This is a genomic window from Enterobacter cloacae complex sp. SHL022, from assembly GCF_049237785.1.
GTDB classification, from domain to species: Bacteria; Pseudomonadota; Gammaproteobacteria; order Enterobacterales; family Enterobacteriaceae; genus Enterobacter; species Enterobacter hormaechei_C.
The window spans coordinates 125,889-144,297 of sequence record NZ_JBMKJH010000004.1 but is presented as its reverse complement, the minus strand read 5'-3'; the positions used below and the strand labels follow the sequence as shown (position 1 = coordinate 144,297).

General features: G+C 55.6%; 17 protein-coding genes. 16 read left to right on the top strand and 1 reads right to left on the bottom strand.

Features of this window, described 5'->3' with window-relative positions; translation table 11 throughout:
- Nucleotides 1-4 precede the first annotated feature (4 nt).
- From lnt to rihA, 6 genes are all read left to right on the top strand, one after another.
- On the top strand, nucleotides 5-1,543 hold the full coding sequence (gene lnt, locus ACOTZD_RS09990; RefSeq protein ID WP_058659400.1) for an apolipoprotein N-acyltransferase: 1,539 nt from the start codon (nucleotides 5-7) through the stop codon (nucleotides 1,541-1,543).
- Nucleotides 1,544-1,926: 383 nt separating this feature from the next.
- Complete coding sequence (locus tag ACOTZD_RS09985; protein WP_003858681.1) at nucleotides 1,927-2,832, top strand: amino acid ABC transporter substrate-binding protein; 906 nt, start codon at nucleotides 1,927-1,929, stop codon at nucleotides 2,830-2,832.
- A gap of 155 nt (nucleotides 2,833-2,987) precedes the next feature.
- Entirely contained in the window at nucleotides 2,988-3,728 is a 741-nt protein-coding gene (gltJ, locus tag ACOTZD_RS09980; RefSeq protein WP_015571133.1) for a glutamate/aspartate ABC transporter permease GltJ, read from the top strand.
- Entirely contained in the window at nucleotides 3,729-4,403 is a 675-nt protein-coding gene (gltK, locus tag ACOTZD_RS09975; protein ID WP_003858686.1) for a glutamate/aspartate ABC transporter permease GltK, read from the top strand. It abuts the gene before it with no gap.
- Nucleotides 4,403-5,128, top strand: coding sequence for an amino acid ABC transporter ATP-binding protein (locus tag ACOTZD_RS09970; protein WP_006809622.1), 726 nt, complete (start codon nucleotides 4,403-4,405; stop codon nucleotides 5,126-5,128). The genes gltK and ACOTZD_RS09970 overlap by 1 nt, the downstream gene beginning before the upstream one ends.
- A 119-nt stretch (nucleotides 5,129-5,247) precedes the next feature.
- Nucleotides 5,248-6,189, top strand: coding sequence for a pyrimidine-specific ribonucleoside hydrolase RihA (gene rihA, locus ACOTZD_RS09965; protein WP_063401321.1), 942 nt, complete (start codon nucleotides 5,248-5,250; stop codon nucleotides 6,187-6,189).
- Nucleotides 6,190-6,243: 54 nt separating this feature from the next.
- Here the strand turns inward: rihA and ACOTZD_RS09960 are convergent, their stop codons facing one another.
- Nucleotides 6,244-6,726: a zinc ribbon-containing protein gene (locus ACOTZD_RS09960; protein WP_003858689.1), complete on the bottom strand. Its 483-nt coding sequence runs from the start codon at nucleotides 6,724-6,726 to the stop codon at nucleotides 6,244-6,246.
- A 214-nt stretch (nucleotides 6,727-6,940) separates the two neighbouring features.
- On the opposite strand from ACOTZD_RS09960, the gene leuS reads away from it, so the two are divergent.
- The 10 genes from leuS to dacA all read left to right on the top strand — a co-directional run bounded on the left by leuS (nucleotide 6,941) and on the right by dacA (nucleotide 18,371).
- Complete coding sequence (gene leuS / locus ACOTZD_RS09955) at nucleotides 6,941-9,523, top strand: leucine--tRNA ligase (protein ID WP_022650605.1); 2,583 nt, start codon at nucleotides 6,941-6,943, stop codon at nucleotides 9,521-9,523.
- Nucleotides 9,524-9,537: 14 nt separating this feature from the next.
- Nucleotides 9,538-10,107: an LPS assembly lipoprotein LptE gene (gene lptE / locus ACOTZD_RS09950; RefSeq protein WP_032657581.1), complete on the top strand. Its 570-nt coding sequence runs from the start codon at nucleotides 9,538-9,540 to the stop codon at nucleotides 10,105-10,107.
- The gene (gene holA / locus ACOTZD_RS09945; protein WP_022650603.1) at nucleotides 10,107-11,138 is read left to right on the top strand and encodes a DNA polymerase III subunit delta; all 1,032 of its coding nucleotides are present in this window, start codon (nucleotides 10,107-10,109) and stop codon (nucleotides 11,136-11,138) included. Before lptE ends, holA begins: the two co-directional genes overlap by 1 nt.
- On the top strand, nucleotides 11,131-11,796 hold the full coding sequence (nadD, locus tag ACOTZD_RS09940; RefSeq protein WP_032608857.1) for a nicotinate-nucleotide adenylyltransferase: 666 nt from the start codon (nucleotides 11,131-11,133) through the stop codon (nucleotides 11,794-11,796). Before holA ends, nadD begins: the two co-directional genes overlap by 8 nt.
- Nucleotides 11,797-12,064: 268 nt before the next feature.
- Entirely contained in the window at nucleotides 12,065-12,382 is a 318-nt protein-coding gene (gene rsfS / locus ACOTZD_RS09935; protein WP_003858696.1) for a ribosome silencing factor, read from the top strand.
- 3 nt (nucleotides 12,383-12,385) lie between these two features.
- On the top strand, nucleotides 12,386-12,853 hold the full coding sequence (rlmH, locus tag ACOTZD_RS09930) for a 23S rRNA (pseudouridine(1915)-N(3))-methyltransferase RlmH (RefSeq protein WP_003858701.1): 468 nt from the start codon (nucleotides 12,386-12,388) through the stop codon (nucleotides 12,851-12,853).
- 28 nt (nucleotides 12,854-12,881) lie between these two features.
- Nucleotides 12,882-14,783, top strand: a complete 1,902-nt coding sequence (gene mrdA / locus ACOTZD_RS09925) for a peptidoglycan DD-transpeptidase MrdA (RefSeq protein ID WP_015571138.1) — start codon at nucleotides 12,882-12,884, stop codon at nucleotides 14,781-14,783.
- A gap of 2 nt (nucleotides 14,784-14,785) precedes the next feature.
- Nucleotides 14,786-15,898 carry a peptidoglycan glycosyltransferase MrdB gene (gene mrdB, locus ACOTZD_RS09920; protein WP_015571139.1) on the top strand — a complete coding sequence of 371 codons (1,113 nt, stop codon included), beginning with the start codon at nucleotides 14,786-14,788 and terminating at the stop codon, nucleotides 15,896-15,898.
- Nucleotides 15,899-15,914: 16 nt separating this feature from the next.
- Nucleotides 15,915-17,021 (top strand): endolytic peptidoglycan transglycosylase RlpA, encoded by a 1,107-nt coding sequence (gene rlpA, locus ACOTZD_RS09915; protein WP_174401999.1) that lies wholly within the window; start codon nucleotides 15,915-15,917, stop codon nucleotides 17,019-17,021.
- A gap of 138 nt (nucleotides 17,022-17,159) precedes the next feature.
- The gene (dacA, locus tag ACOTZD_RS09910) at nucleotides 17,160-18,371 is read left to right on the top strand and encodes a D-alanyl-D-alanine carboxypeptidase DacA (RefSeq protein WP_003858714.1); all 1,212 of its coding nucleotides are present in this window, start codon (nucleotides 17,160-17,162) and stop codon (nucleotides 18,369-18,371) included.
- Nucleotides 18,372-18,409: the final 38 nt, after the last annotated feature.

Here is an 18,409-nt window from a genome sequence, read left to right as displayed (position 1 = left end):
GTAAATGGCATTTGCCCCACTCGTTGAACGCCAGCGCGTCCGTTTGCTGCTGGCGCTGTTACTCGGAGCCAGCGGTACGCTGGCTTTTTCTCCTTACGATATCTGGCCAGCCGCTATTCTCTCCCTGATGGGGCTACAGGGGCTTACCCTGAACCGTCGTCCGGTACAGGCCGCGGCCATCGGCTACTTCTGGGGGCTGGGACTGTTTGGCTCTGGTATCAACTGGGTCTACGTCAGTATCGCGCAATTTGGCGGAATGCCGGGGCCGGTTAACGTCTTCCTGGTTGTGCTGCTCGCCGCCTATCTCTCGCTCTACACCGGCCTGTTCGCGGGCATCCTGTCTCGCCTGTGGCCAAAAACGACCTGGCTGCGCGTAGCGATAGCGGCACCCGTTGTCTGGCAAATCACCGAATTTCTGCGCGGCTGGGTACTGACCGGCTTCCCGTGGTTGCAGTTCGGCTATAGCCAGGTAGACGGCCCGCTGAAAGGCCTGGCCCCGGTCATGGGCGTGGAAGCCATCAACTTCCTGTTGATGATCGTCAGCGGCCTGCTGGTGCTGGCCCTGGTGACACGTAACTGGAAGCCGCTGGTTGCCGCGTTAATCCTGTTTGCCCTGCCCTTCCCGCTGCGTTATATCCAGTGGTTTACGCTGGAGCCCGCGCGCGCCACGCAGGTTTCTCTGGTCCAGGGCGATATCCCGCAGTCCCTGAAATGGGATGAGAATCAGCTGCTGAACACGCTGAAAATCTACGCCAACGCCACTGAAAAGGTGATGGGCAAATCGCAGCTCATCATCTGGCCTGAGTCTGCGATCCCAGATCTGGAGATCAATCAGCAGCCCTTCCTGAAGATGATGGACGATCTGCTGCGCGCACGCGGCAGTACGCTGATCACCGGAATTGTGGATGCGCGTCTCAATCAGCAGAACCGCTATGACACGTACAACACGATCATTACGCTCGGTAAGGGCAGCGAATACAGCTATACCTCCACCAATCGTTACAACAAAAACCACCTTGTACCGTTTGGCGAATTTGTTCCGCTGGAGTCTATTCTGCGCCCACTGGCACCGTTCTTTGATTTGCCGATGTCCTCATTCAGCCGGGGCCCTTACGTTCAGCCGCAGCTGCATGCGCACGGTTTTGCCCTGACGGCCGCCATTTGCTACGAGATTATCCTCGGCGAGCAGGTGCGCGATAATTTCCGCCCGGACACCGACTATCTGCTGACCATCTCAAACGATGCGTGGTTCGGTAAATCGATTGGCCCGTGGCAGCACTTCCAGATGGCGAGAATGCGTTCTCTGGAGCTGGCGCGTCCGTTGCTGCGCAGCACCAATAACGGCATTACCGCCGTGATTGGTCCGCAGGGTGAAATCCAGGCCATGATCCCGCAATTTACCCGTGAGGTGCTGACTACTAACGTCACGCCAACTACCGGGCTCACCCCTTACGCGCGCACCGGGAACTGGCCGCTGTGGATTTTGACCGTGCTGTTCGGCTTTGGCGCAGTGCTGATGAGCCTGCGTCAGCGTCGTAAATAACCTTACCTTCTGTTGCCGGGTGGCGGCTACGCCTTACCCGGCCTGCTCTCCGGCGCCGGCGCCGCCCGACAATTTCCTCCCAAACTTCAATTCTGGCACGCCTGTTGCTTTGTTTACTTACATCAACGCTGTCTGGCTTAACATGCAACCTTGTCGCACCAGCGTAGATCATCGGTAGCACCGAAACGGTGCAACGAGGGATTATTGCCTCTGAATGGTGCGGCGCGCTTCGCAAAAATAAACAATAACGCAGCAAAATCTTTACATTAAGCCAGACTAAATGTTAACAAGCTTGCATAACACTGCACTCGCATTGCGCGAGATATAACAACATCACAATGGGTATCTATGCGTCACTGGCGCTGATAAGAAAGGAGTTGGGTATGCAATTACGTAAACTGGCCACAGCAATGCTGGTTATGGGAATGTCTGCGGGGGTTGTCCACGCTGAAGACGCTCCGGCAGCAGGAAGCACTCTCGACAAGATTGCCAAAAACGGCGTGATCGTGGTCGGCCACCGTGAATCTTCTGTCCCGTTCTCTTACTACGACAACACGCAAAAAGTCGTGGGCTATTCACAGGATTACTCCAACGCCATCGTTGAAGCCGTGAAGAAAAAGCTGAACAAACCTGACCTGCAAGTGAAGCTGATCCCCATCACTTCACAGAACCGTATTCCTCTGCTGCAAAACGGCACATTTGATTTTGAATGTGGCTCAACCACCAACAACCTTGAGCGTCAGAAACAGGCCGCGTTCTCGGACACCATCTTCGTTGTGGGCACCCGCCTGCTGACGAAGAAAGGCGGCGACATCAAAGATTTTGCTGACCTGAAAGGCAAAGCGGTTGTCGTGACCTCCGGTACCACGTCCGAAGTGCTGCTGCACAAGCTGAACGACGAAAAGAAAATGGACATGCGCATCATCAGCGCGAAAGACCATGGCGACTCCTTCCGTACCCTGGAAAGCGGCCGTGCCGTCGCGTTTATGATGGATGACGCTCTGCTGGCAGGCGAGCGCGCCAAGGCGAAGAAACCAGACAACTGGGAAATCGTCGGTACCGCCCAGTCGAAAGAAGCCTACGGCTGTATGCTGCGTAAAGGTGACGAGGACTTCAAGAAACTGATCGATGACACCATCGCTCAGGCGCAAACCTCCGGCGAAGCGGCAAAATGGTTCGACAAATGGTTCAAGAACCCAATTCCACCAAAAAACCTGAACATGAACTTTGAACTGTCTGACGACATGAAAGCGCTGTTCAAATCACCAAACGACAAAGCTCTTAACTAATTAGAACGACAGGGGCGGGATCTCCTGCCCTCTCGATTGTCGGGAAGCATGGACAGACTATACGTTGAGTGGTCGTTCCCCACTCAGCGCAAAAATTGAGCTTCTCACCAATCTTCGAGGGTAGCGCTGCTACCCTTTTTTTTCTGGAGTTTACTATGTCAATTGACTGGAACTGGGGCATCTTTCTGCAACAAGCCCCGTTCGGCAACACCACCTATCTCGGCTGGCTGTGGAGCGGCTTTCAGGTTACCGTTGCGTTATCGATAACGGCGTGGATTATCGCGTTTCTTGTCGGTTCGCTGTTCGGTATTCTGCGTACCGTCCCTAACCGTTTTCTCTCTTCAATTGGCACGCTCTATGTGGAACTGTTCCGTAACGTTCCGCTGATCGTGCAGTTCTTTACCTGGTATCTGGTGATCCCGGAACTGCTGCCGGAAGATCTCGGCATGTGGTTTAAGGCCGAGCTGGATCCTAACGTACAATTTTTTGTCTCCTCTATGCTGTGTCTGGGGCTGTTCACCGCTGCGCGCGTCTGCGAGCAGGTACGTGCCGCCATACAGTCACTGCCGCGCGGGCAAAAGAATGCGGCACTGGCGATGGGCCTGACTCTGCCTCAGGCCTACCGTTACGTACTGCTGCCGAACGCTTACCGCGTCATCGTTCCGCCGATGACGTCCGAGATGATGAACCTGGTAAAAAACTCGGCTATCGCCTCAACCATTGGTCTGGTAGATATGGCGGCGCAGGCGGGCAAACTGCTGGATTATTCCGCTCACGCATGGGAATCCTTCACGGCGATCACGCTCGCCTATGTTCTGATTAACGCATTCATCATGCTGGTGATGAACCTGGTTGAACGCAAAGTACGCCTGCCGGGCAATCTGGGGGGCAAATAAATGTACGATTTTGACTGGAGTTCCATTGTTCCCTCCATGCCCTATCTGCTGGATGGACTGGCAATCACCTTAAAGATCACCGTTATCGCCATTATCGTCGGTATTGTCTGGGGCACCCTGCTGGCTGTGATGCGCCTGTCGAGCTTTAAGCCGCTCGCCTGGTTTGCCACGGCTTACGTTAACGTGTTCCGCTCCATTCCACTGGTCATGGTGCTGCTGTGGTTTTATCTGATTGTTCCCGGCTTTTTACAGAACGTACTGGGACTGTCGCCAAAGACCGATATCCGCCTGATCTCTGCCATGGTGGCGTTTTCCATGTTTGAAGCCGCCTACTACTCAGAGATCATCCGCGCCGGTATTCAGAGTATCTCGCGCGGGCAGTCCAGCGCTGCGCTGGCGCTCGGTATGACGCACTGGCAGTCTATGAAGCTCATTATTCTGCCGCAGGCGTTTCGCGCCATGGTTCCGCTGCTGCTGACGCAGGGCATCGTCCTGTTCCAGGATACCTCCCTGGTCTACGTGCTGAGCCTGGCAGACTTCTTCCGTACCGCCTCCACCATTGGCGAACGTGACGGAACGCAGGTTGAGATGATCCTCTTCGCGGGCGGGGTCTATTTTGTGATTAGTTTAAGCGCATCGCTGTTGGTCAGCTGGCTGAAGAAAAGGACGGTATAATGATTTCCCTGAAAAATGTTTCTAAATGGTATGGGCACTTTCAGGTGCTGACCGACTGCTCAACAGAAGTGAAAAAAGGCGATGTGGTGGTGGTCTGCGGCCCGTCCGGTTCCGGTAAGTCCACGCTTATCAAAACCGTTAATGGGCTGGAACCTGTCCAGCAGGGCGAGATTGTCGTTAACGGCACCAAAGTGAATGACCGCAAAACCAACCTTGCCCAGCTTCGCTCCCACGTAGGGATGGTGTTCCAGCATTTTGAGCTGTTCCCTCACCTCTCCATCATTGAGAACCTGACGCTGGCGCAGGTGAAAGTGCTGAAGCGCGACAAAAAAGCGGCGCGCGAAAAGGGGCTGAAGTTGCTGGAACGCGTCGGGCTGTCTGCACATGCGGATAAGTTCCCGGCGCAGCTTTCGGGCGGCCAACAGCAGCGTGTGGCAATCGCGCGTGCGCTGTGCATGGATCCGGTGGCTATGCTGTTTGATGAGCCGACGTCCGCGCTCGATCCTGAGATGATCAACGAAGTGCTGGACGTCATGGTGGAGCTGGCGCACGAAGGGATGACCATGATGGTGGTGACGCACGAAATGGGCTTCGCCCGTAAAGTGGCCAACCGCGTGATCTTCATGGATGAAGGGAAAATTGTTGAAGACTCACCAAAAGAAGAGTTCTTCGCAAATCCTAAATCTGAACGTGCAAAAGACTTCCTCGCCAAAATCCTGCATTAATCTTTTTAGTGCGCAATCTGCGGATTGCGCACTGCTTCACGCTTTAGATCTCTTTTTCTATTCGGCGTCACATCGCAGCGTTAACCTTGTCACAAATAATGCTGAGAATGGAGAACGCTATGGCACAGCCAATTATTCTCGACTGCGATCCGGGTCATGATGACGCGATCGCACTCGTCCTTGCTCTTGCTTCCCCTGAACTGGACGTAAAAGCTGTCACCTCCTCCGCCGGAAACCAGACGCCGGATAAAACCTTGCGAAACGTGTTGCGCATGTTGACGCTGCTGAAACGCACCGATATTCCTGTCGCAGGTGGCGCCGTTAAGCCGCTGATGCGCGAGCTGATCATTGCGGATAACGTTCACGGTGAAAGTGGGCTGGATGGTCCGGCGCTGCCGGAGCCGGATTTCGCACCGCAAAACTGCACTGCCGTCGAGCTCATGGCGAAGGTGCTGCGTGAGAGCGCAGAGCCCGTGACGCTGGTGGCGACCGGCCCGCAGACCAACGTTGCGCTGCTGCTGAACAGCCATCCTGAACTGCACAGCAACATCGCCCGTATCGTCATCATGGGCGGGGCAATGGGGCTGGGGAACTGGACGCCAGCAGCAGAGTTCAACATCTTCGTTGACCCGGAAGCCGCGGAAATCGTCTTCCAGTCGGGCCTGCCGATTGTGATGGCGGGGCTGGACGTTACCCACCGCGCACAAATTATGGCGCAGGACATCGAACGATTCCGTTCTGTGGGTAACCTGGTTGCAACAACCGTGGCAGAGCTGCTCGATTTCTTTATGGAGTATCACAAAGCCGAGAAGTGGGGCTTCCACGGTGCCCCGCTGCATGACCCATGCACCATCGCCTGGCTACTGAAGCCGGAAATGTTTACCACGGTCGAGCGTTGGGTTGGTGTGGAAACACAGGGGAAATATACCCAGGGAATGACGGTGGTGGACTATTACTCGCTGACGGGAAACAAGCCGAATACCACGGTGATGGTGGATATCGATCGGGAAGCGTTTGTGGATTTGTTGGCGGAGCGGCTGGCTTATTATTCTGCGGCCTGATGCCCTCACCCCGACCCTCTCCCTGTGGGAGAGGGAATAAACCTGCGCTTTTACTTATGGCTCAAACGGCCGACGCTGGAACTGGTCGTGCCCGCACTTCGGACACAGCGACAACACCTCCGGCGTATAAACGGCGATATGGTGGTGGCACTTCTCACACACCAGGTTCCCCAGCCCCACTACTTCGCCGCTGTGATAGACACCGTGGTGGTTTAAATCCTGGAACACCTCGCGCCACTCCAGCTGAGTTTTATCGGTAATATCCGCCAGCTCCTGCCACAGGCTCTCTTTAATTACCCGCATAAAAACACTGTCGGCGATCTCGTCCTGGCTCTCTTCATAGCTTCGCGCGAACTCCTCAAGGTCGCGGCGCACGGCGCGCGTTACCTCTTCCACTTCGGTTCGCGTTAACTCACCCGTTTGCGTCACGCGTGCGCGTGCCTGTTCGACCAGCGCGTCGATATCACGCTCGCCGTTACGCAGTCGTTCCGTCAGAGTCGCTACCAGTTCACGGTAAAATTGAGCAACCTTGTTCATCATTTTGCCTCCCGGGTAAGTAACTGTCTCTAATAATAGACCTTATTTCGTCGCCGCTTTGTCAGGTGAAGCACAGACCCGGTAAATTCCTGCAAAGTGCATTTGCGTGAAAGGCTGTTTTGACGCGGGCGTTTGGGCTATGCTATGCGGATCTGAATTACCACATCCATTGGCTACATTTGTAGCTGTATTGAACACAGGACCACTGGCTGCCATGCAAGAGCAATACCGCCCGGAAGAGATAGAATCAAAAGTCCAGCAACACTGGGACGAGAAGCGCACCTTTGAAGTAACCGAAGACGAGAGCAAAGAGAAGTATTACTGCCTGTCGATGCTTCCCTATCCTTCTGGTCGACTACACATGGGCCACGTGCGTAACTACACCATCGGTGACGTGATTGCACGCTACCAGCGCATGCTGGGCAAAAACGTTCTTCAGCCTATCGGCTGGGATGCGTTCGGCCTGCCTGCTGAAGGCGCGGCGGTGAAAAACAACACGGCACCGGCTCCGTGGACGTACGACAACATCGCGTACATGAAAAACCAGCTGAAAATGCTGGGCTTCGGCTATGACTGGAGCCGCGAGCTGGCAACCTGTACCCCGGAATACTACCGCTGGGAGCAGAAATTCTTCACCGAGCTGTATAAAAAAGGCCTGGTGTACAAGAAGACCTCTGCCGTTAACTGGTGCCCAAATGACCAGACCGTTCTCGCGAACGAACAGGTTATCGATGGCTGCTGCTGGCGCTGCGACACCAAAGTAGAGCGTAAAGAGATCCCGCAGTGGTTTATCAAAATCACCGCCTACGCTGACGAACTGCTGAACGATCTGGACAATCTGGACCACTGGCCAGATACCGTTAAGACCATGCAGCGCAACTGGATCGGCCGTTCCGAAGGTGTGGAAATTACCTTCAACGTTGAGAACTACGATCAAACCCTGACCGTCTACACCACCCGCCCGGACACCTTCATGGGCGCGACCTACCTGGCCGTGGCCGCAGGTCACCCGCTGGCGCAGAAAGCGGCAGAAAACAATCCAGAACTGGCGACCTTCATCGACGAATGCCGCAATACTAAAGTGGCCGAAGCCGACATGGCGACGATGGAGAAAAAAGGCGTTGATACCGGCTTTAAAGCTATTCACCCGCTGACAGGCGAAGCGATCCCTGTCTGGGCCGCCAACTTCGTACTGATGGAATACGGCACAGGCGCCGTGATGGCCGTGCCGGGTCACGACCAGCGCGACTACGAATTTGCCACCAAATACGGCCTGACCATCAAGCCTGTTATTCTTGCTGCTGACGGCTCTGAACCCGATCTCTCTGAGCAAGCGCTGACTGAAAAAGGCACCCTGTTTAACTCCGGTGAGTTCAGCGGCCTGAGCTTCGAAGAGGGCTTCAACGCCATCGCCGACAAGCTGGCCTCCCTGGGCGTGGGCGAGCGTAAAGTGAACTACCGTCTGCGCGACTGGGGCGTTTCCCGTCAGCGTTACTGGGGTGCGCCAATCCCAATGGTGACGCTGGAAGATGGTACCGTGATGCCAACGCCAGAAGATCAGCTGCCGGTGATCCTGCCGGAAGACGTGGTCATGGACGGCATCACCAGCCCGATCAAAGCCGATCCTGAGTGGGCGAAAACCACCGTCAACGGTCAGCCAGCGCTGCGTGAAACCGACACCTTTGACACCTTTATGGAATCCTCCTGGTACTATGCGCGCTACACCTGCCCGCAGTACAAAGAAGGCATGCTGGATTCTGATGCAGCAAACTACTGGCTGCCGGTAGACATTTACATCGGTGGCATTGAACACGCCATCATGCACCTGCTCTACTTCCGCTTCTTCCACAAACTGATGCGTGACGCAGGCCTGGTCAACTCCGACGAGCCGGCAAAACAGCTGCTGTGTCAGGGTATGGTGCTGGCAGATGCGTTCTACTACGTTGGCGCGAACGGCGAGCGTAACTGGGTTTCTCCGGTTGATGCGATTGTCGAGCGCGACGAGAAAGGCCGTATCGTGAAGGCGAAAGACGCTGAAGGTCATGAACTGGTTTATACCGGCATGAGCAAGATGTCCAAGTCTAAAAATAACGGCATCGACCCGCAGGTGATGGTTGAGCGTTATGGTGCGGATACCGTGCGTCTGTTCATGATGTTCGCCTCCCCGGCAGATATGACCCTTGAGTGGCAGGAATCCGGCGTTGAAGGGGCCAACCGCTTCCTGAAGCGCGTCTGGAAACTGGTTTACGAGCACACCTCTCAGGGCGATGCGCCAGCGCTGAACGTAGCTGCACTGACTGAAGATCAACAGGCGCTGCGTCGTGATGTTCATAAAACTATTGCGAAAGTCACCGATGATATTGGTCGTCGTCAGACCTTCAATACTGCAATTGCGGCTATTATGGAACTGATGAACAAGCTGGCGAAAGCCCCGCAGGATGGCGAGCAGGATCGCGCGTTAATGCGTGAAGCGCTGCTGGCGGTCGTTCGCATGCTTAACCCGTTCACGCCGCACGTTAGCTTTACCCTGTGGCAGGAGCTGAAAGGCGAAGGCGATATCGACAATGCGCCGTGGCCAGTGGCGGATGAATCCGCTATGGTGGAAAACACCACGCTGGTGGTGGTGCAGGTTAACGGTAAAGTGCGCGGTAAAATTACCGTCGCGGTCGACGCAACCGAAGAACAGGTTCGCGAGCGCGCAGGCCAGGAGCATCTGGTCGCTAAATACCTTGAGGGCGTTACCGTACGTAAAGTGATCTACGTACCTGGTAAACTGCTGAATCTGGTCGTTGGCTAAGCGCGGGAGGAAACGTGCGACAACTGGCAACAATACTCTTATCTCTGGCGGTGCTTGTCACCGCTGGCTGCGGCTGGCACCTGCGCAACACCACGGCAGTGCCTGCGCAGATGAAAACGATGATCTTCGACTCATCCGATCCGAACGGACCGCTGAGCCGGGCCATTCGTAACCAGCTGCGTTTGAACGATGTTGAACTGATCGAGAAGGGAACCCTGCGTCAGGATGTTCCTTCGCTTCGCGTCCTGAAATCAACGCTGGCAAAAGACACTGCGTCAATCTTCCAGGATGGGCGGACGGCGGAATATCAGATGGTGCTGACCGTTAGCGCGGCTGTTCTGATGCCAGGTAAAGATATTTACCCTATCAGTACCAAAGTCTACCGTTCGTTCTTCGATAACCCGCAGACGGCGCTGGCGAAAGACGCCGAAGAGCAGATTATCATCAAAGAGATGTACGATAAGGCTGCGGAACAGCTGATCCGTAAGCTGCCTACCATTGCCGCGTCGACGAAAAAAGGCGCTGACGTCATCGAAACACCGGATGCCCGCACGCCGGATATGCCAACGTCGCTGGGTAACTGATGATCAGGTTGTATCCTGAACAACTCCGCGCGCAGCTCAACGAAGGGCTGCGCGCGGCCTATCTGCTACTCGGCAACGACCCCCTGTTACTCCAGGAAAGCCTTGATGCGGTTCGCCATGCGGCAGCCGCGCAGGGTTTCGATGAGCATCATACGTTCCAGATCGATAACAGTACCGACTGGAACGCTATCTTCTCGCTTTGTCAGGCCATGAGCCTGTTTGCCTCTCGTCAGACAATCCAGATCCTGCTGCCTGAGAATGGTCCTAACGCTGCCATCAATGAACAGCTGGCTATGCTGGTGAGTTTGTTACACGGCGATCTGCTGCTTATCGTACGCGGCAACAAACTCACAAAAGCGCAGGAAAACGCTGCCTGGTTTACCCGGCTAACCCCCAGTGCGGTGCTTGTCTCCTGCCAGACTCCAGAGCAGGCGCATCTGCCAAAATGGGTTGCCGCGCGAGCAAAGCAGCACAATTTGCAGCTGGATGAGGCCGCCAGTCAGCTCCTGTGCTACTGCTACGAAGGCAACCTTCTGGCACTGGCGCAGGCGCTGGACAGGCTCGCCCTGCTGTGGCCCGATGGCAAGCTGACGCTGCCGCGCGTGGAACAGGCGGTGAATGATGCCGCGCACTTTACCCCCTTCCACTGGGTTGATGCGCTGCTGTCGGCGAAAAGTAAACGTGCTCTGCACATCCTGCAACAGCTGCGCCTGGAAGGGAGTGAGCCGGTCATCCTTCTCCGTACGCTCCAGCGCGAATTACTGCTGCTGAACAACCTTAAACGCCAGTCAGCACACACGCCCCTGCGCGCCTTATTCGACAAACATCGCGTCTGGCAAAACCGTCGGGCGATGACCACGGAGGCGATAAACCGCCTGAGCCAGGAGCAGTTGCGTCAGGCAGTGCAACTTCTGATGCGCGCCGAACTGACGTTAAAACAGGATTACGGTCAGTCTGTCTGGGCGGAGCTGGAGAGTCTCTCTTTGCTGCTCTGCCATAAGGCGCTGGCAGACGTATTTATCGATGGGTGATATGCATTCTTTACAGGCAATGTATGGCGGGACCTTCGACCCGGTACACTATGGGCATCTTAAGCCGGTAGAAATCCTCGCGAATTTGATTGGGTTGCAGCGGGTAATCATCATGCCCAACAATGTTCCGCCGCACCGTCCTCAGCCAGAAGCAACCAGCGAGCAGCGTAAAGCGATGCTCGCGCTGGCTATCGCCGATAAGCCTCTCTTCACGCTGGATGAGCGTGAACTGCGCAGGGATACCCCTTCCTGGACATCGCAAACGCTGCGGGAGTGGCGCGCTGAGCAGGGGCCCATGAAACCGCTGGCGTTTATCATCGGCCAGGATTCCTTGCTCAACTTTCCCAGCTGGTACCAGTACGAAACCATTCTGGAAAACAGTCATCTGCTGGTCTGCCGCCGTCCGGGCTACCCGCTGACCATGCGCGACGCGCAGCATCAGCAGTGGCTTGACGCACATCTGACGGACAATATAGAAGACCTGCACAGTCTCCCCGCCGGGAAAATTTACCTCGCTGAAACGCCGTGGTTTGATATTTCCGCGACCCTCATCCGCGAGCGTCTCCAGCAGGGTTTAGACTGTGACGATCTCCTCCCCTCGCCCGTGCTGGCCTATATCCTTGCGCACGGTCTGTATCAGAAAAGTACAGATGTCTGAGCATCGCCGGCGAAATTGTCCGTTAATGATTATCCTGCCTTGACAGGCTAAGCCATACTGATATCCTCCGCTGCCAGACTTTCCCGCCGATCGCTGCTTTACAGAAATTGTTTTACAAAAATGGCGATGCAATCTCAGGCGGAGGGTGGGATGATACCCGCCTTCAAAAGCCGGGCGGTGACATTTGTCCCGCGACTGGCGTCAGTTCAGGTATACTGACTGGCCACGAATTCATAGTTGTACAATCTCATTCACCCAGGGGGAAAACTTGCAGGGTAAAGCACTCCAGGATTTTGTTATCGACAAAATTGATGACCTGAAAGGTCAGGACATCATCGCTATCGACGTTAAGGGTAAATCCAGCATCACCGACTGCATGATCATCTGCACCGGCACCTCAACTCGTCACGTTGTTTCGATTGCTGACCATGTTGTTCAGGAATCGCGCGCGGCAGGGCTGCTTCCGCTGGGCGTTGAAGGTGAAGCGACCGCTGACTGGGTGGTTGTCGATCTCGGCGATGTGATTGTCCACGTCATGCAGGAAGAGAGTCGTCGCCTGTATGAGCTGGAAAAACTCTGGGGTTAATGCGTGAAGTTGCAACTGGTCGCCGTCGGCACCAAAATGCCGGACTGGGTACAAACCGGTTTTACTGAGTATCTGCGTCGTTTCCCAAAAGATATGCCGTTCGAACTGGTGGAGATCCCAGCAGGAAAGCGCGGCAAGAACGCAGATATCAAACGTATTCTCGATAAAGAGGGAGAGCTGATGCTGGCTGCCGCAGGCAAAAACCGCATCGTGACCCTCGATATCCCGGGCAAACCCTGGGATACGCCGCAGCTGGCGCACGAACTGGAGCGCTGGAAGCAGGATGGTCGGGACGTCAGTCTGTTGATTGGCGGACCAGAGGGGTTATCTCCCGCCTGCAAAGCGGCAGCAGAACAAAGTTGGTCACTCTCGGCGCTGACGCTGCCCCACCCGCTTGTACGGGTTCTCGTGGCAGAAAGTTTGTATCGCGCATGGAGCATCACTACCAACCACCCTTATCACCGCGAGTAATGACTGACCAGGGTAATTTAAGCAGCGGATGAAACTACAGAATTCTTTTCGCGACTATACGGCTGAGTCCGCGCTGTTTGTGCGCCGGGCGCTGGTCGCCTTTACGGGGATTTTGCTGCTTACCGGCGTGCTGATCGCCAACCTCTATAATCTGCAAATTGTCCGCTATACCGATTACCAGACCCGCTCAAACGAAAACCGTATCAAGCTGGTGCCCATCGCGCCCAGCCGCGGCATTATCTACGATCGTAACGGCACGCCGCTGGCGCTTAATCGCACCATCTACCAGATAGAGATGATGCCCGAGAAAGTGGATAACGTGCAGGATACCCTGAACGCGCTGAGAAGCGTTGTCGACCTGACTGATGACGATATCGCTGCGTTCAAAAAAGAGCGCGCACGTTCTCACCGCTTCACCTCCATTCCGGTAAAAACCAACCTGACAGAAGTGCAGGTCGCCCGTTTTGCCGTTAACCAGTACCGTTTCCCCGGAGTGGAAGTCAAAGGCTATAAACGCCGCTACTATCCTTACGGCTCCGCGCTGACGCACGTCATTGGTTACGTCTCCAAAATCAACGATAAAGACGTCGAACGCCTTGATAAAGACGGCAAGCTGGCTAACTACGCCGCAACCCATGATATTGGCAAGCTGGGGATCGAACGTTATTACGAAGATGTGCTGCACGGTCAGACCGGGTATGAAGAGGTTGAAGTTAACAACCGTGGCCGCGTGATCCGTCAGCTGAAAGAGGTGCCCCCGCAGGCGGGGCATGACGTCTATCTGACGCTCGACCTGAAGCTACAGCAGTATATCGAGACGCTGCTGGCGGGTAGCCGTGCTGCGGTTATTGTGACCGACCCGCGTACCGGCGGCATTCTGGCGATGGTTTCGATGCCAAGCTACGATCCGAACCTCTTCGTGGATGGCATCTCCAGCAAGGATTACTCCGGCCTGCTCAACGATCCAAACACGCCGCTGGTAAACCGCGCGACGCAGGGGGTTTATCCTCCAGCTTCAACGGTTAAACCGTATGTGGCCGTGTCTGCGCTGAGCGCGGGCGTCATCACCCGTAATACCAGTCTGTTTGACCCCGGCTGGTGGCAGTTGCCTGGCTCTGAGAAACGCTACCGCGACTGGAAAAAATGGGGCCACGGCCATCTGAACGTGACCAAATCACTGGAGGAGTCGGCGGATACCTTCTTCTATCAGGTCGCCTACGACATGGGTATTGACCGTCTGTCTGAATGGATGAGCAAGTTCGGCTACGGGCATTACACCGGTATAGATTTGGCGGAAGAGCGTTCCGGCAACATGCCAACCCGCGAATGGAAGCTGAAGCGCTTTAAAAAACCCTGGTATCAGGGTGACACCATTCCGGTGGGGATCGGCCAGGGCTACTGGACGGCAACGCCGCTGCAAATGAACAAGGCGATGATGATCCTCATCAACGATGGCGTCGTGAAAGTGCCGCACCTGCTGCAAAGCACCGTTGAAGACGGCAAAAAAGTGCCATGGATACAGCCGCACGAGCCGCCGGTGGGTGACATTCATTCCGGATACTGGGAAATCGCGAAAGACGGCATGTACGGTGTAGCCAACCGCCCTAACGGGACGGCGCACAAATATTTCGCTGGCGCACCGTATAAGGTAGCCGCGAAATCAGGTACGGCTCAGGTCTTCGGTCTTAAAGCGAATGAAACTTACAACGCACATAAAATTGCCGAACGTCTGCGTGACCACAAGCTCATGACGGCGTTTGCCCCTTATGATAACCCGCAGGTTGCGGTGGCGATGATTCTGGAGAACGGCGGCGCAGGCCCGGCGGTGGGTACCATCATGCGTCAAATCCTCGACCACATCATGCTGGGTGACAACAACACCGAACTGCCAGCTGAAAACCCGGCAGCCGCTGCGGCGGAGGACCAATAATCATGACGGATAATCCGAATAAAAAATCGCTGTGGGACAAGATCCACATCGACCCAGCCATGCTGCTGATTCTGCTGGCTCTGCTGGTCTATAGCGCCCTCGTTATCTGGAGCGCCAGCGGCCAGGATATCGGCATGATGGAGCGTAAAATCGGCCAGATCGCCATGGGTCTGGTTATTATGGTGGTGATGGCGCAAATACCGCCGCGCGTGTACGAGGGCTGGGCGCCCTATCTCTATATTTTCTGTATCATTTTGTTGGTGGCAGTAGATGCTTTCGGCGCCATCTCGAAGGGGGCACAGCGCTGGCTGGATCTGGGGATTGTCCGCTTCCAGCCGTCGGAAATCGCCAAAATCGCCGTCCCGCTGATGGTGGCGCGCTTTATTAACCGCGACGTCTGCCCGCCGTCTTTGAAAAATACCGCCATTGCGCTGGTGCTGATTTTCCTGCCGACGCTGCTCGTGGCCGCACAGCCGGACCTCGGTACCTCGATTCTTATCGCCCTCTCCGGCCTGTTCGTCCTGTTCCTGTCCGGCCTGAGCTGGCGTCTGATTGGTATCGCCGTGGTGCTGGTTGCCGCGTTTATTCCTATCCTCTGGTTCTTCCTGATGCATGATTACCAGCGTCAGCGCGTTATGATGCTGCTCGATCCCGAGACCGATCCGCTGGGCGCAGGCTATCATATTATTCAGTCGAAGATTGCGATTGGCTCCGGCGGCCTGCGCGGCAAAGGCTGGCTGCACGGTACGCAGTCGCAGCTCGAATTTTTACCGGAACGCCACACCGACTTTATCTTTGCCGTTCTGGCTGAGGAGTTAGGGCTGGTTGGCATCCTGGTTCTGCTTGCACTCTACGTGCTGCTGATCATGCGAGGTTTGTGGATTGCCGCACGCGCCCAAACCACCTTTGGTCGCGTGATGGCAGGCGGATTAATGTTGATTTTGTTCGTTTATGTCTTCGTAAATATTGGTATGGTGAGTGGGATTCTGCCGGTTGTCGGCGTACCGCTGCCGCTAGTGAGTTACGGGGGCTCGGCACTGATCGTGTTGATGGCCGGGTTTGGTATCGTCATGTCGATCCATACCCACAGGAAAATGTTGTCCAAAAGCGTATAAAAATAAGGGGATCGCAATGCGTAAGCAGTGGCTGGGGATCTGCATCGCAGCAAGTTTACTTGCCGCCTGTACAAGTGATGATGGTCAGCAACAGGCAACCGTCGCGCCGCCGCAGCCTGCGGTCTGTAATGGCCCGATTGTTGAGATTAGCGGTGCCGATCCCGTTTATGAACCGCTGAACGCCAGCGTGAATCAGGATTATCAGCGCGACGGTAAAAGTTATAAAATCGTTCAGGATCCTTCCCGTTTCAGCCAGGCTGGCTTTGCTGCCATCTATGACGCTGAGCCCGGCAGCAACCTGACCGCGTCGGGTGAAACCTTCGATCCGATGCAGATCACGGCGGCACACCCGACGTTGCCTGTCCCGAGCTATGCACGCATCACTAACCTGGCGAATGGCCGAATGATCGTGGTGCGTATCAACGATCGCGGGCCTTACGGCACCGATCGCGTGATCTCCCTGTCCCGCGCGGCGGCCGACCGTCTGAACACCTCAAACAATACTAAAGTGCGTATCGACCCGATTATCGTGGCGCAGGATGGTTCACTGTCTGGCCCGGGCACGGCCTGTACCACGGTCGCGAAACAGACCTATGCCCTGCCCGCTCGCCCGGATCTGAGCGGTGGTATGGGGGGCGCTTCAACGCCGGCAGATCCCACACAGCCGCAGGGTGAAGTGCGTGCTATCAGCAACGATACGCTGCAAAGTGAAGACGCGACAGGCGCCCCGGTGAAAAGCAGTGGTTTCCTTGGCGCACCCACCACGTTAGCGCCGGGCGTGATTGAATCAAATGAACCTGCCCCAGCGCCTGCGCCCGTCGTTGCTGCACCCGCTGCACAACCCGCCCCGGTGACCGCGCCTGCTGCTACGCAGACTGCGGCGCCTGCGACGGCGAGCGGCAGCTACGTGGTTCAGGTTGGCGCTGTCAGCGATCGGACCCGTGCAGAGCAATATCAGCAGCGTTTAAGCAAACAGTTTGGCGTGCCAGGCCGCGTTGAGCAAAACGGTGCGGTATGGCGTATCCAGATGGGTCCGTTTGCCAGCAAATCGCAGGCAGCATCCCTGCAACAGCGTTTGCAGAGCGAGGCGCAGCTCCAGTCGTTTATCGCTGTTGCAAAATAATTATTCGGTGGTATCCGAAATGTCAGTTTGTGTAAACCACGTTAACACTCTCATGATGAAAGTCGGATGCCTGCCCGTATAGCATTTGCTATAGTAAGGCACTTTTTTAATTCCATCACGGATGTCGTAGTTCTGACCATGAAGACCACTTTTTCTGCTCGTTTTGTGCAGCGCATGGCGCTGACCACGGCCCTTTGCGCTGCTGCGTTCTCCGCAGCTCACGCGGATGACCTGAACATCAAGACCATGATCCCTGGCGTTCCGCAGATCGACGCGGAATCCTACATCCTGATTGATTACAACTCCGGCAAAGTTCTGGCAGAACAGAACGCCGATGCCCGCCGCGATCCGGCCAGCCTGACCAAAATGATGACCAGCTATGTTATCGGCCAGGCTATGAAAGCAGGCAAATTCAAAGAAACCGACCTGGTGACTATCGGTAACGATGCGTGGGCAACCGGCAACCCCGTGTTCAAAGGTTCATCGCTGATGTTCCTGAAACCTGGCATGCAGGTTCCGGTCTCTCAGCTTATCCGTGGCATCAACTTGCAGTCCGGTAACGACGCCTGCGTGGCCATGGCTGATTTTGCCGCGGGCAGCCAGGACGCGTTTGTGGGCCTGATGAACAGCTACGTCTCCGCGCTGGGTCTGAAAAACAGCCACTTCCAGACCGTTCACGGCCTGGACGCCGAGGGTCAGTACAGCTCCGCGCGTGACATGGCGCTGATCGGTCAGGCGCTGATCCGCGACGTGCCAAACGAGTACTCTATCTACAAAGAGAAAGAGTTCACCTTCAACGGCATTCGTCAGACCAACCGTAACGGCCTGCTGTGGGACAACAGCCTGAACGTCGACGGTATCAAAACCGGCCACACCGACAAAGCTGGCTATAACCTGGTGGCCTCCGCCACTGAAGGCCAGATGCGTCTGATCTCTGCCGTGATGGGGGGGCGTACGTTTAAAGGACGCGAAACGGAAAGCAAAAAACTGCTGACCTGGGGCTTCCGCTTCTTCGAAACCGTGAACCCGCTGAAAGCCGGTAAAGAATTTGCCTCTGAACCTGTCTGGTTTGGCGATAACGACCGCGCTTCCCTGGGCGTGGACAAAGATCTCTATCTGACTATCCCACGCGGTCGTATGAAAGATCTGAAAGCCAGCTACGTGCTGAATACCACCGAGCTGCACGCCCCGCTGCAAAAGAATCAGGTCGTGGGTACTATCAACTTCCAGCTGGATGGCAAAACCATCGATCAACGCCCGCTGGTGGTGCTGGAGGAGATTCCTGAAGGCAATTTCTTCGGCAAAATCATTGATTACATTAAGCTGATGTTCCATCACTGGTTTGGTTAAAAATTGAACACTTGAAAGTGTGATTTTGATCCCCATAT